14 protein-coding genes are annotated in these 12,111 nt (G+C 71.3%); 11 read left to right on the top strand and 3 right to left on the bottom strand.

Annotation, left to right across the window (positions count from 1 at the left end; translation table 11 throughout):
- The first annotated feature begins 98 nt into the window (after positions 1-98).
- The gene (locus ABZX30_RS30640) at positions 99-440 is read left to right on the top strand and encodes a hypothetical protein (RefSeq protein WP_355939248.1); all 342 of its coding nucleotides are present in this window, start codon (positions 99-101) and stop codon (positions 438-440) included.
- 24 nt (positions 441-464) lie between these two features.
- Here the strand turns inward: ABZX30_RS30640 and ABZX30_RS30635 are convergent, their stop codons facing one another.
- Entirely contained in the window at positions 465-1,055 is a 591-nt protein-coding gene (locus tag ABZX30_RS30635) for a nicotinamidase (RefSeq protein ID WP_355939245.1), read from the bottom strand.
- A 339-nt stretch (positions 1,056-1,394) separates the two neighbouring features.
- A complete protein-coding gene (locus ABZX30_RS30630) occupies positions 1,395-2,741 on the bottom strand; it encodes a nicotinate phosphoribosyltransferase (protein ID WP_355939242.1) in 1,347 nt (448 codons plus the stop codon).
- A 57-nt stretch (positions 2,742-2,798) separates the two neighbouring features.
- On the opposite strand from ABZX30_RS30630, the gene clpS reads away from it, so the two are divergent.
- The 9 genes from clpS (at position 2,799) to ABZX30_RS30585 (ending at position 10,607) form a co-directional block, all read left to right on the top strand.
- Complete coding sequence (gene clpS / locus ABZX30_RS30625; protein WP_355939285.1) at positions 2,799-3,116, top strand: ATP-dependent Clp protease adapter ClpS; 318 nt, start codon at positions 2,799-2,801, stop codon at positions 3,114-3,116.
- A 41-nt stretch (positions 3,117-3,157) separates the two neighbouring features.
- Complete coding sequence (locus tag ABZX30_RS30620; RefSeq protein ID WP_355939239.1) at positions 3,158-3,763, top strand: DUF2017 domain-containing protein; 606 nt, start codon at positions 3,158-3,160, stop codon at positions 3,761-3,763.
- Positions 3,764-4,103: 340 nt separating this feature from the next.
- Positions 4,104-5,531: an amino acid permease gene (locus ABZX30_RS30615; RefSeq protein WP_355939236.1), complete on the top strand. Its 1,428-nt coding sequence runs from the start codon at positions 4,104-4,106 to the stop codon at positions 5,529-5,531.
- 98 nt (positions 5,532-5,629) lie between these two features.
- On the top strand, positions 5,630-6,052 hold the full coding sequence (locus tag ABZX30_RS30610) for a M67 family metallopeptidase (RefSeq protein ID WP_355939233.1): 423 nt from the start codon (positions 5,630-5,632) through the stop codon (positions 6,050-6,052).
- 88 nt (positions 6,053-6,140) lie between these two features.
- The gene (locus ABZX30_RS30605; protein WP_355939230.1) at positions 6,141-6,236 is read left to right on the top strand and encodes a putative leader peptide; all 96 of its coding nucleotides are present in this window, start codon (positions 6,141-6,143) and stop codon (positions 6,234-6,236) included.
- Between the two features lie 107 nt (positions 6,237-6,343).
- Positions 6,344-6,622: a MoaD/ThiS family protein gene (locus tag ABZX30_RS30600; RefSeq protein WP_355939228.1), complete on the top strand. Its 279-nt coding sequence runs from the start codon at positions 6,344-6,346 to the stop codon at positions 6,620-6,622.
- Positions 6,623-6,639: 17 nt separating this feature from the next.
- Complete coding sequence (locus ABZX30_RS30595) at positions 6,640-7,590, top strand: cysteine synthase (protein WP_355939225.1); 951 nt, start codon at positions 6,640-6,642, stop codon at positions 7,588-7,590.
- A 262-nt stretch (positions 7,591-7,852) separates the two neighbouring features.
- Positions 7,853-9,919 carry a putative Ig domain-containing protein gene (locus ABZX30_RS30590; RefSeq protein ID WP_355939222.1) on the top strand — a complete coding sequence of 689 codons (2,067 nt, stop codon included), beginning with the start codon at positions 7,853-7,855 and terminating at the stop codon, positions 9,917-9,919.
- A 139-nt stretch (positions 9,920-10,058) separates the two neighbouring features.
- Positions 10,059-10,607, top strand: a complete 549-nt coding sequence (locus ABZX30_RS30585) for a hypothetical protein (protein ID WP_355939219.1) — start codon at positions 10,059-10,061, stop codon at positions 10,605-10,607.
- 24 nt (positions 10,608-10,631) lie between these two features.
- Here ABZX30_RS30585 and ABZX30_RS30580 read toward each other — a convergent pair whose 3' ends face one another.
- A complete protein-coding gene (locus ABZX30_RS30580; RefSeq protein ID WP_355939216.1) occupies positions 10,632-11,090 on the bottom strand; it encodes a type II toxin-antitoxin system PemK/MazF family toxin in 459 nt (152 codons plus the stop codon).
- Between the two features lie 216 nt (positions 11,091-11,306).
- Between ABZX30_RS30580 and ABZX30_RS30575 the strand changes: the two genes are divergently transcribed.
- The gene (locus ABZX30_RS30575; RefSeq protein ID WP_355939213.1) at positions 11,307-12,059 is read left to right on the top strand and encodes an MBL fold metallo-hydrolase; all 753 of its coding nucleotides are present in this window, start codon (positions 11,307-11,309) and stop codon (positions 12,057-12,059) included.
- The last annotated feature ends 52 nt before the right edge of the window (positions 12,060-12,111 follow it).

The raw sequence follows: 12,111 nt of genomic DNA, 5'->3' as shown, positions 1-12,111 counted from the left end.
CGTATCGGCGGCAGCCCCTTGGCGGGCTGCCGCCGATCGTGTTTAGGTGCGTCCTGTGACTCTCTTATTGACACCGACCGGAACGGGGATGTGACCGTATGGCCGCAGGAGGTTTCTGCAAGCTGCCGAACGGCACGGTGGTGGTGGCGCTGAACCTGCCCCGCCCCCCGGCCGGCGGTCCCGGCAGCGTGCGGGTGCTCGTGCACGCCCGCAACCGCGCCCGCGCCCTGACCAGGCTGCGCAACCTCGGCATGCGCGCGGTCTACCTGCGGGGCAACGCGGCCCCGCCGTCCCCGGACGAGATCACCGCCGTACTGCACCATCCCGACGGCCTGATCTGGCGGACGGCCCCCGACAACGGTGTCACCGCGCCGGAACCGGTCACGGAGCTGTGGCGGCCGATCCGGGCCCTGCTGAGGCAGCCGGCGACCCAGGGGTGAGGGGGCGGCGGGGGAGCGGTCCGGTCAGCCGGAGACGACCGGCTTGCCGGTCAGCTCCACCCCCGCCTCGCGCATCTCCTCCAGCGCCCGCTCGGTGGTCTCCGCGGCCACCCCGGCGGTCAGGTCGAGCAGCACGTGCGTGCGGAAGCCCTCGCGGGCGGCGTCCAGCGCGGTGGCGCGCACGCAGTGGTCGGTGGCGATGCCCACCACGTCCACCTCGTCGATCTGCCGGGCCCGCAGCCAGTCCGCCAGCCCGACCCCGTTCTCGTCCGCCCCCTCGAAGCCGCTGTACGCCGCCGCGTACGCCCCCTTGTCGAAGACGGCGTCCACCGCGCCCGAGGCCACCGCGGGGGCGAAGTTGGGGTGGAAGCCCACGCCCTCGGTGCCGGCCACGCAGTGCGCGGGCCAGGAGCGGACGAAGTCGGGGTTGTCGGCGAAGTGGCCGCCGGGCGCGATGTGGTGGTCGCGGGTGGCCACCACGTGCCGGTATCCGGCGGGGGCCTGCCCGATCAGCTCGGTGATGGCGGCGGCCACGTCGGCACCGCCGGCCACCGCGAGGCTGCCCCCCTCGCAGAAGTCGTTCTGCACGTCTACGACGATCAAGGCGCGGCGCATGGTCGGTGTCCTTCGGCTATGGGATCTCGAATGGTGGGGGGTGCGGGCCCGGCCGGGAACCTCCGAGCCTAGAGACTTCACACCGGGCGCGGGAGGGGTGCACGCCCCGCGCGCGGGCGCGGCGCACTCCGGGGGAGGCCACCCGGGGTCCGCCCGGTCGGCTCCCGCGCGCTCCACTGCGCCCGGCACGCGGCGGAGGACTCCGGCGGCCCTGCCGGAACGCTCATGCGGACCCTCCCTCCATGCTCCCCCGCGCGCGCGGCGGCGAACAGGGGCTGTGCCCCACGGCCTCGTTCGTCACTGCCTCGTCCGTCACTGCCTCGTTCGTCCGCCGGGGCACTAGCTACCCGAGCCCGGGTGGACGTACTCCGTCGGAATGACCGGTTCCCCGCGGGAGAGCTGGGTCGCCGACAGGGGCAGGCCGGCGCGGGCGGCGGCGTGCCGGTCACGGGAGACGTCCAGGGGCTCGCGGGCGACGACCTCGCCGCCCTTGACCAGCTCGACGAGGAGCTGCCGGTCGGCGAGGGCGGTCGGGACCGGCCCCGTACCGACGACCTCGGCCTCCGCCACCCCGGAGGCGTCCAGCCGCCGCGCGGCCCACTTGCGGCCGCCGACGGAGGTCTTGCCCCCGCCGGACTTCTTCGCCACGGGGACCAGCGCCGCCCTGGGGTCGTCGGACTCGGCGCGGGCGACCAGCTTGTAGACCATGGAGGCCGTCGGGTGCCCGGAACCGGTCACCAGCTGGGTGCCGACGCCGTAGGCGTCCACCGGCGCCGCGGCCAGCGAGGCGATGGCGTACTCGTCGAGGTCCGAGGTCACGACGATCTTCGTGTCGCGGGCGCCCAGCTCGTCCAGCTGCTGCCGCACCCGGTGGGCGACCAGGAGCAGGTCGCCGGAGTCGATGCGCACGGCGCCCAGTTCGGGCCCGGCGACCTCGACGGCCGTCCGGACCGCCTCGGCGACGTCGTAGGTGTCCACCAGCAGGGTGGTGCCCCGGCCCAGCGCGTCGACCTGGGCCCGGAACGCGTCCCGCTCGCTGTCGTGCAGCAGGGTGAAGGCGTGGGCGGAGGTGCCGACGGTCGGGATGTTGTAGCGGAAGCCCGCGGCGAGGTCGGAGGTGGAGGCGAAACCGCCGACGTAGGCGGCGCGGGACGCGGCGACGGCGGACAGTTCGTGGGTGCGGCGGGCGCCCATCTCGATCAGCGGCCGGCCGCCGGCGGCCGCGTGCATCCGGGAGGCCGCGGCCGCGATCGCCGAGTCGTGGTTGAGGATCGACAGGATCACCGTCTCCAGCAGCACGCACTCGGCGAAGGTGCCCTCGACCCGCATCACGGGCGAGCCGGGGAAGTACACCTCGCCCTCCGGGTAGCCCCATATGTCACCCGAGAAGCGGTACCCGGCGAGCCACTCGAGTGTCTTCTCGTCGACGATCCGCCGCTCCCGCAGGAAGCCGAGGACGCCGTTGTCGAAGCGGAAGTTCTCCACCGCGTCCAGTACCCGGCCCACGCCCGCCAGGACGCCGTAGCGGCGCCCGTCCGGCAGCCGGCGGGTGAAGACCTCGAAGACGCAGCGCCGTTCGGCGGTGCCCGCCTGCAGCGCCGCCTGCAGCATCGTCAACTCGTACTGGTCCGTGAAGAGCGCCGTCGAGGGAACGTCCACCGGCAGCCCAAGGTCCGCTGTGTTCATGGCAGTGGATGGTACTCCTATTTCGTCAGTGTGACGATTTCTGGCGTGCGTGGCAGCATGGGCCCTGTGACGTCACCCGCTCCCGTAGAGATCGAACGCACCGAGTCGGCGGAGGAGGTCTTCGCCGTCCCCGAGCCCGACGTCCCCTGGGTCACGATCGTCCACAACGACCCGGTCAACCTCATGAGCTATGTGACGTACGTCTTCCAGACGTACTTCGGGTACACCAAGGACAAGGCCACCAAGCTCATGCTCGACGTCCACCACAAGGGCCGGGCGGTCGTCTCCAGCGGCAGCCGCGAGGAGATGGAACGCGACGTGCAGGCGATGCACGGCTACGGCCTGTGGGCCACCCTCCAGCAGGACCGGAAGTAACCGGAAACAACCGGAAGTAGACCGGAGTAAACGACCCACCCATGCCCGGAACCTTCGAACCGCTCCCCGGCGGCGGCGCGGCCGTCGTGCTCGACCACGTCGAGATGTCCATCATCCGGTCGCTGGCCGTCCAGCTCCTGGAACTCATCGGCCCCGGCCCCGTCGAGGACGCCGCCGGCGACCCGCTCGCCGAGCTGTTCGCCGAGGGCCCGAGCGAGCCGCCCGCCGACCCGGTGCTCAAGCGGCTCTTCCCGGACGCCTACGGCGCCCCCGAGCAGGCCCCCGCCTCGCCGGCGGACGCGGAGGAACGGCGCGCGCACAGCGCCGAGTTCCGCCGCTTCACCGAGAACGACCTGCGGGCGGGCAAGCGCGGGAACGCGCTGTCGGTGATCCGCTCGCTGGACGCGCTGGGATCCGCCGGCGAGGGTGAGCGGGTGCTCAGCCTGAGCCCCGAGGAGTCCCGGCAGTGGCTGGGCGCCCTCAACGACCTCCGCCTGGCGATAGGGGCCCGGCTGGAGATCGCCGACGAGGACGACACCGAGGCGCTCTACCGGCTCCCGGACGAGGATCCGCGCAAGCCGATGGTGATGGCGTACCTCTGGCTGGGCGGACTCCAGGAGACGCTCGTCTCGACCCTGATGCCCTGATGTCATCCGCACGGGCGTTCGCTCAGCGGACGCTCACATCCGGATAACGATCACGTCACCGCCGCGGCCCGCTTTGCCGCATCCGGCTGATCATTGTCCATTCTTCCTGTGGGGTGCGTCACATCTCGCGCCCGTGCTCACTGTTGCGGCCGTGATAGATCTTCACGACCGCCCGGCCGGCACCACCCATGTCCGGCCGGGTGCGCCACCGAGCCGGCGACCGCCGGCCAGGCACGGGCGGGCTCGGGAAGCCCGCTCGACTCCATCAGTCCGGGGGGATCGAAACCCGGTCCGAGGCCGACGAAAGGCCCGGGTCGGCATGGAGAAAGGCGCGTCACACATGACCTCTCCGCAGGTCACCGAGGCCACCGAGGCACCGGAAGAGGGCTACGAGCGCGGGCTCGGCAGCCGCCAGGTCCAGATGATCGCGATCGGCGGCGCCATCGGCGTCGGCCTGTTCCTGCAAGCCGGGGCGAACATCGCCAAGGCCGGCCCCAGCCTCATCGTCATGTACGCCCTCGCGGGCGTGGTCATCTTCTTCATCATGCGGGCGCTCGGCGAGCTCCTGCTCTACCGTCCGGTCTCGGGCTCCTTCGCGGAGTACTCCCGCGAGTTCCTCGGCCCGTTCTTCGGCTACTTCACCGGCTGGACGTACTGGCTGATGTGGGTCGTCACCGGCATGGCCGAGCTGACGGCCACCGCGATCTACGTCAACTACTGGTTCCCCGCCGTCCCCCGGTGGGTGACGGCACTGGTGTTCCTCGTCGTGCTGTTCGTGGCCAACCTGATCTCGGTCAAGATCTTCGGCGAGATCGAGTTCTGGTTCTCGATGGTCAAGGTCACCGCGCTGGTCGGCATGATCGTGATCGGCCTCGGCGTGCTCACCTTCGGCTTCGGCGCCGCCGGGGACACCGCCTCCGTCGCCAACCTCTGGCAGTTCGACGGCTTCTTCCCCAAAGGCGTCGGCTCCTCCCTGATGACCCTCCAGGGCGTCATGTTCGCCTACCTCGCCGTCGAGCTGGTCGGCGTCACGGCCGGGGAGTCGGCGGACCCCGAGAAGACCCTCCCCAAGGCCATCAACACGCTGCCCTGGCGCATCGCCCTGTTCTACGTCGGCGCCCTCACCGTCATCCTGTGCGTCGTGAAGTGGACCGAGTTCGCGGAGGGCGTCAGCCCCTTCGTGAAGGCCTTCGCGGTGATCGGCATCCCGGCCGGCGCCGGCATCGTCAACTTCGTGGTGCTCACCGCCGCCCTGTCGTCCTGCAACTCCGGCATGTACTCCACGGGCCGGATGCTGCGCACTCTGGCGGACAACGGCGAGGCCCCCCGGGCCTTCGGCAGGCTCTCCGCCTCCCGGACCCCCGCGCTCGGCATCACCGTCTCGGTCGCCTTCATGGGCATCGGCGTGATCCTCAACTACATCGTCCCGGAGAAGGCCTTCGGCTACGTCACCTCGGTGGCCACCGCGGCCGGCATCTGGACCTGGCTGATGATCCTGATCAGCCACGTGCGCTACCGCCGCGCGGTGGACGCGGGCCGGCTGCCCGCCTCCTCCTTCCCGGCACCGGGCGGCGCGGTCTGCTCGTACGTCGCCATCGCCTTCCTGCTCTTCGTCACCGGCCTGATCGCCTACGACGCCGACTCCCGCGTCTGCCTCTACGTGATGGCCGGCTGGGCGGCCGCCCTCGGCACCGGCTGGCCGGCGCTGAAGGCCCGCAACCCGGAGGTCACCGACAGCCGCGACGCGGAACTGGAGAAGGCGGGCTGAGTCCCACTCCCCGCCTCCACCGCGGAGGCCGTCCGGCATATGGGCCACCCCGTACCACCCCTCGGTACAGGGTGGCCCTTCTGCTTATCCTGACGAACATGCTGACCATCACCCAGGCCCTCGTCGACCAGATCGTCGCGCACGCGCGCAAGGACCACCCCGACGAGGCGTGCGGCGTCGTCGCGGGCCCGGCGGGTTCGGACCGCCCCGAGCGCTTCGTCCCGATGCTCAACGCGGCCATGTCACCCACGTTCTACGAATTCGACTCCGGCGACCTCCTCAGGCTCTACCGCGAGATGGACGACCGCGACGAGGAGCCGGTGGTGATCTACCACTCCCACACGGCGACCGAGGCCTACCCCTCCCGCACCGACATCAGCTACGCCAACGAGCCCGGCGCCCACTACGTCCTGGTGTCCACCGCCGACACCGACGGCCTCGGCGACTTCCAGTTCCGCTCGTACCGCATCGTCGAGGGCGAGGTCACGGAGGAGGAGGTCAAGATCGTGGAGGGCTCCTGACCCCGCATATCTCACAATTCGATCAGAATTCATCCAGCATGCGAGATCACACTCGGGTACCCGTACCGGGAATCGATACGATGAGCCCATGGTTCTGAACGACGTGAGCGAGAAGGCGCCGGGTTTGCTGCTCGTGGCGCGGCTGCACGTCGACCTGTGCAGGCTGAACAGCGCCATCTGTTGACGCTGCCCTGCCGCCGTACGGCCTGAGCCGCGGCACCCGAGCACCATCCGCACTCCGCGCCGCCGCGCGCCCACAGACCAGACATCTTCCGACAGGAGCCCGCAACCATGGCCATCGAGGTCCGCATCCCCACCATCCTCCGCACCTACACCGACGGCCAGAAGGCGGTGGAGGGCACCGGGGACACCCTCGCCGAGCTCTTCGCCGACCTCGAGACCCGGCATGCGGGCATCCAGGCCCGCATCGTGGACGACGGACAGCTGCGCCGCTTCGTCAACGTCTACCTGAACGACGAGGACGTCCGCTTCCTCGAGGGCATCGACACCAAGCTCGCCGACGGCGACAACGTCACGATCCTGCCGGCCGTGGCCGGCGGCATGGCCTGATCGGCCGCTGGTCAGCAATGCGCTACGACTCCCCGCTGGCCGCGGTGGGCAACACCCCTCTGGTGTGCCTGCCGCGGCTGTCGCCGTCCCCCGAGGTCCGTATCTGGGCCAAGCTCGAGGACCGCAACCCGACCGGCTCGGTCAAGGACCGTCCCGCGCTGCACATGGTCGAGCAGGCGGAGAAGGACGGCCGGCTGACCCCCGGCTGCACGATCCTGGAGCCGACCTCCGGCAACACCGGCATCTCCCTCGCCATGGCCGCCAAGCTCAAGGGCTACCGGATGGTGTGCGTGATGCCGGAGAACACCTCGCAGGAGCGCCGGGACCTGCTCGGCATGTGGGGCGCGGAGATCATCTCCTCGCCGGCGGCCGGCGGCTCGAACACCGCCGTGCGCGTCGCCAAGGAGCTGGCCGCCGAGCACCCGGACTGGGTGATGCTCTACCAGTACGGCAACCCGGACAACGCGGGCGCCCACTACGCCACGACCGGTCCGGAGATCCTCGCCGACCTGCCCTCGATCACCCACTTCGTCGCGGGCCTGGGCACCACCGGCACCCTGATGGGCGTGGGCCGCTACCTGCGCGAGCACAAGCCGGACGTGCGCATCGTCGCCGCCGAACCGCGCTACGACGACCTGGTGTACGGCCTGCGCAACCTCGACGAGGGCTTCGTGCCGGAGCTGTACGACGCCTCCGTGCTCACCACCCGCTTCTCCGTCGGCTCGGCCGACGCGGTCACCCGCACCCGTGAACTCCTCCAGCAGGAGGGCATCTTCGCGGGCGTCTCCACCGGTGCCGCCCTGCACGCGGCGATCGGCGTCGGCAGGAAGGCGGTCAAGGCGGGGGAGTCCGCCGACATCGTCTTCGTCGTGGCCGACGGCGGCTGGAAGTACCTCTCGACCGGCGTCTACACCGCGGCCACCACCGAGGAGGCCATCGAGACGCTGCACGGCCAGCTCTGGGCATAGGGCTCATCATCGAAGCGCCATCCCCCTCCTATGAGGGGGCTAAGCGCTGTCCACAGGACGGCAAAGAAGCCCGTCCGGGGCTGCCGCCGCCCGGCCGTGCGGGCTACGGTCTGCCCGCACCCTGTCATGTCTTGCTCAGCTCGGCACCCGGGGTGTTCCCCGTTCCAAAAATGTCATGCTCATGACTGCGCGGTCTCGCCGCCGCTACGCGCGTCACGGGCCTGCCCATCCAGCTCGACCCCACCGATGGAGGCAGTACCCCATGCGTGAGTCACGCCCGAGCAGGAGACGGAGCCTGCGCAGACTCCTCGCCGTCGCCGTGCCCGCCCTCGCCCTCACCGTCGCCGGACTCGCCGCGGCACCCACGGCCGGCGCCCAGCCCGCCCCCGCCGCCGGCCACACCTCCCGCGCCACCCAGAACGCCAAGGCCCTGACCGACCCCGAACGGCAGACCTTCCACTCCACCGGCAAGGCCGGCCAGAAGGTGCCCACCACGCACCTGTGCGCCACCGCGAAGCCCGGCCACGCCTCCTGCTTCGCCCAGCGCCGCACCGATATCAGGCAACGGCTCGCCGCCGCGGTCGCCGCCGCACCCTCCGGCCTCAGCCCGGCCAACCTGCACAGCGCCTACAACCTGCCCTCGACCGGCGGCTCCGGCCTGACCGTCGCCGTCGTCGACGCCTACAACGACCCCAACGCCGAGTCCGACCTGGCCACCTACCGCTCCACCTACGGCCTGTCGGCGTGCACCAAGGCCAACGGCTGCTTCAAGCAGGTCAGCCAGACCGGCTCCACCATCTCCCTGCCGACGAACGACACCGGCTGGGCGGGCGAGGAGGCGCTGGACCTCGACATGGTCAGCGCGGTCTGCCCCAACTGCAACATCGTCCTCGTCGAGGCCAGCTCCGCGACCGACTCCGACCTCGGCACCGCCGAGAACGAGGCCGTCGCCCTCGGCGCCAAGTTCGTCTCCAACAGCTGGGGCGGCTCCGAGTCCTCCTCCCAGACCAGCGAGGACACCTCGTACTTCAAGCACCCCGGCGTCGCCATCACCGTCTCCTCCGGCGACTCCGCGTACGGTGCCGAGTACCCGGCGACCTCCCAGTACGTGACCGCCGTCGGCGGCACCGCCCTGTCCGCCTCGTCCAACTCCCGCGGCTGGACCGAGTCGGTGTGGAAGACCTCCAGCACCGAGGGCACCGGCTCCGGCTGCTCCTCGTACGACCCCAAGCCGAGCTGGCAGACCGACACCGGCTGCTCCAAGCGCATGGAGGCCGACGTCTCCGCCGTCGCCGACCCCGCCACCGGCGTCGCCGTCTACGACACCTACGGCGGCTCCGGCTGGGCGGTCTACGGCGGCACCAGCGCCTCGGCGCCCATCATCGCCGGCGTGTACGCCCTCGCCGGCACCCCGGGCTCCGGTGACTACCCGGCGAAGTACCCCTACAGCCACACCGGCAGCCTGTACGACGTCACCAGCGGCAACAACGGCTCCTGCTCGACCTCCTACTTCTGCACCGCGGCCACCGGATACGACGGCCCGACCGGCTGGGGCACCCCCAACGGCACCGCGGCCTTCACCTCCGGCACCAGCACCGGCAACACGGTGACCGTCACCAACCCCGGCAGCCAGTCGACCACCACCGGCAGCTCGGTCAGCCTGCAGATCAGCGCGAGCGACAGCGCCGGCGCCACCCTCACCTACAGCGCGAGCGGACTGCCCACCGGCCTGTCGGTCAACAGCTCCTCCGGCCTGATCTCCGGCACCGCCTCCACCGCCGGCACCTACAGCACCACCGTCACCGCGACCGACTCCACCGGCGCCTCCGGCTCGGCCTCCTTCACCTGGACGGTGAGCTCCAGCGGCGGCGGCACCTGCTCCTCCGCGCAGCTCCTCGGCAACCCCGGCTTCGAGTCGGGCAACACCACCTGGACCGCCTCCAGCGGCGTCATCACCAACGCCAGTGGTGAGAGCGCCCACGGCGGCTCGTACTACGCCTGGCTGGACGGCTACGGCTCCTCGCACACCGACACGCTCTCCCAGTCGGTGACCGTCCCCTCCGGCTGCAAGGCCACCTTCACCTTCTACCTGCACGTCGACACGGCGGAGACCAGCACCGGCACCGCCTACGACAAGCTGACGGTGACCGCCGGCTCGACCACCCTGGCCACCTACTCCAACCTCGACCGGGCTTCCGGCTACACGCAGAAGTCCATCGACCTGTCCTCGTACGCCGGATCCACGGTCACGCTGAAGTTCAGCGGGACCGAGGACTCCTCGCTCCAGACCAGCTTCGTCGTCGACGACACGGCCGTGACGACCGGCTGACGCACCGCCGCCGGCAAACGGGGTAAAAAGGTTAAAAAGGGGCCCCGGCCGTCAGGGCCGGGGCCCCGCGGGGATCCTGATCCGCGTCCGCGACGTCACATCCGCACCAGGTCCGGTCCCAGGGAAAGGCGGGCACCCCATGCGCCGTACGACGCTCCACCGCACGTCCGTCGCCGCCGCCGCGGCAGCCGCGCTCCTCCTCGTCGGCTGCGGCTCACAGGGCGGGGGAGGCGGGACCGGCAGCGATTCGGTCCCGCCCTCGCCGTCGCAGACCCCGACCCCGACACCGACCCCGCCCCCGACCCCGAGCGACTCGGCGTCCCAGAGCACGTCACCGTCGAACCCGCCGTCCGCGCCCTCCTCCCCGGCCGGCTCCTGCACCCCCCGCACCCAGCTCGACGCCACCGACAACGGCCGCACCGTCTGCCTCGCCAGGGGCCAGGTGCTCCGGCTCACCCTCGACGGCACCAAGGACCGGCCCTGGAAACCGGTCGCCGCCGAGGGCGGCGCGGTCCGGGCCGCCAACCCGGGCTTCGTCATCCAGCCCGGCGACGCGGTCGCCGCGTTCGAGGGGGTGACGCCCGGCACCGCCCGCCTGACCTCGTCCCGCCCGCTGTGCGCGAGCCGCCCCGGCCAGGTCTCCTGCAAGGGCATCGAGGGCTGGACGGTGACCGTGGAGGTCCGCTGAGCGGCGTGCCCCGCGAGCGCCCGCTCAGCCGGCCAAGTGCCGTACCTGGTCCCACAGGACCGGGTCCACCACGCCCACCCGGCGCCGGAAGTCCCACACCGCCACGTGCCTGAGCTCGTCCGTCTCCAGGAAGCTCGGCCGCCCGTGCGCGTCCCCGACGGAACCCGGCGGGAGCGGGATCACCCCGGCGCGCTCGTCGTGGTACTTGCTGGTGATCTTCGCGACGGTCGCCCGGTTGCCGCGCACCGCCAGCACCAGGCAGGGCCGGTCCTTGCCGCCCGGGCCGTCCTCGAAGGGGACGCTGGCCCACCAGATGTCCCCGGGGTGCGGACGGACCGCCTGGCCGTGGAAGCCTTCGGGGCGGCCCGGCGGGCGGGTCCTGCGCCGCGGGGGACGGCGGCTCCGCCCCCAGCCGTCGACCAGCGTGGCCACCAGCGCCAGCAGTACCACTGCCGCGAGCGCGAGCCACCAGGACGTGTCCATACGGATGACGGTACCGGCGCGCGAAACCCATCGCGCGCCCTCTCGTAAGCCTTTTGCCTCCCCGGGTCCACCGAACCGGTGACAGCACAGGTGAGTTCGCCCACAACGGCCCCTGGCGGAGGAGCGACCGGCGCTTTCGCGCCTTACGCTCGACGCACCGCACGACCCCCGTCAGCCACCGCTTTTCCCTCATCCGCCAACGGAGGTTTCTGCTTCATGAAGCTCACCGTCGTCGGCTGCTCGGGGTCGTTCCCCTCCGCGGAATCGGCCTGCTCGAGCTACCTCGTCGAGGCCGACGGCTTCCGGTTGCTCCTCGACATGGGCAACGGCGCCCTGGGCGAGCTGCAACGCCACTGCGGTCTCTACGACCTCGACGCGATCTTCCTCAGCCACCTGCACGCCGACCACTGCATCGACATGCTCGGCTATTTCGTGGCGCGCTACTACCGCCACGAGGGCGGCCGCTGCGACCCGATCCCGGTCTTCGGCCCCGAGGGCACCGAGCACCGCCTGACCACGGCCTACGCGGACACCCCCACCGCCTCCTCCATGAGCGAGGTCTTCGACTTCCACACGGTGAAGCCGTCCACGTTCGAGATCGGCCCGTTCACCGTGCACACCGAGCGGGTGTGCCACCCCGTGGAGGCGTACGCCATCCGCATCGAGCACGACGGGAAGTCGCTGACGTACTCCGGCGACACCGGCGTCACCGAGACGCTCGACGCGCTGGCCCGGGACACCGACCTGTTCCTGTGCGAGGCCGCGTTCACGCACGGCAAGGAGGACATCCCCGACCTCCACCTCAACGGCCGCGAGGCCGGCCAGACGGCGGCCCGCGCCGGCGCCCGCCGCCTGATACTCACCCACATTCCCCCGTGGACCGACCCCCGGGTCAACCTGGCCGACGCGCGCGAGGTCTTCGACGGGCCGGTGGAGCTGGCGGTGCCGAGGATGTCGTACGAGGTCTAGTGCCGGGGCACCAGCTTCCCCGGCGTGCGAAGGCCCCGGAAACCCGTCCTGC

The organism is Streptomyces sp. NPDC004542 (genome assembly GCF_040610035.1).
GTDB lineage: Bacteria > Actinomycetota > Actinomycetes > Streptomycetales > Streptomycetaceae > Streptomyces.
The sequence above is the reverse complement of the archived record's forward strand: the minus strand, read 5'-3'. Positions and strand labels throughout refer to the sequence as shown.

Excerpts from the sequence above, each read along its gene's own strand:
- ABZX30_RS30635 (WP_355939245.1), bottom strand. The coding sequence starts at position 1,055 with ATGCGCCGCGCCTTGATCGTCGTAGACGTGCAGAACGACTTCTGCGAG.
- ABZX30_RS30620 (WP_355939239.1), top strand. The coding sequence starts at position 3,158 with ATGCCCGGAACCTTCGAACCGCTCCCCGGCGGCGGCGCGGCCGTCGTG.
- ABZX30_RS30590 (WP_355939222.1), top strand. The coding sequence starts at position 7,853 with ATGCGTGAGTCACGCCCGAGCAGGAGACGGAGCCTGCGCAGACTCCTC.
- ABZX30_RS30585 (WP_355939219.1), top strand. The coding sequence starts at position 10,059 with ATGCGCCGTACGACGCTCCACCGCACGTCCGTCGCCGCCGCCGCGGCA.
- ABZX30_RS30615 (WP_355939236.1), top strand. The coding sequence starts at position 4,104 with ATGACCTCTCCGCAGGTCACCGAGGCCACCGAGGCACCGGAAGAGGGC.
- ABZX30_RS30580 (WP_355939216.1), bottom strand. The coding sequence starts at position 11,090 with ATGGACACGTCCTGGTGGCTCGCGCTCGCGGCAGTGGTACTGCTGGCG.
- ABZX30_RS30605 (WP_355939230.1), top strand. The coding sequence starts at position 6,141 with ATGGTTCTGAACGACGTGAGCGAGAAGGCGCCGGGTTTGCTGCTCGTG.
- ABZX30_RS30610 (WP_355939233.1), top strand. The coding sequence starts at position 5,630 with ATGCTGACCATCACCCAGGCCCTCGTCGACCAGATCGTCGCGCACGCG.
- clpS (WP_355939285.1), top strand. The coding sequence starts at position 2,799 with ATGGGCCCTGTGACGTCACCCGCTCCCGTAGAGATCGAACGCACCGAG.
- ABZX30_RS30600 (WP_355939228.1), top strand. The coding sequence starts at position 6,344 with ATGGCCATCGAGGTCCGCATCCCCACCATCCTCCGCACCTACACCGAC.
- ABZX30_RS30630 (WP_355939242.1), bottom strand. The coding sequence starts at position 2,741 with ATGAACACAGCGGACCTTGGGCTGCCGGTGGACGTTCCCTCGACGGCG.
- ABZX30_RS30575 (WP_355939213.1), top strand. The coding sequence starts at position 11,307 with ATGAAGCTCACCGTCGTCGGCTGCTCGGGGTCGTTCCCCTCCGCGGAA.
- ABZX30_RS30640 (WP_355939248.1), top strand. The coding sequence starts at position 99 with ATGGCCGCAGGAGGTTTCTGCAAGCTGCCGAACGGCACGGTGGTGGTG.
- ABZX30_RS30595 (WP_355939225.1), top strand. The coding sequence starts at position 6,640 with ATGCGCTACGACTCCCCGCTGGCCGCGGTGGGCAACACCCCTCTGGTG.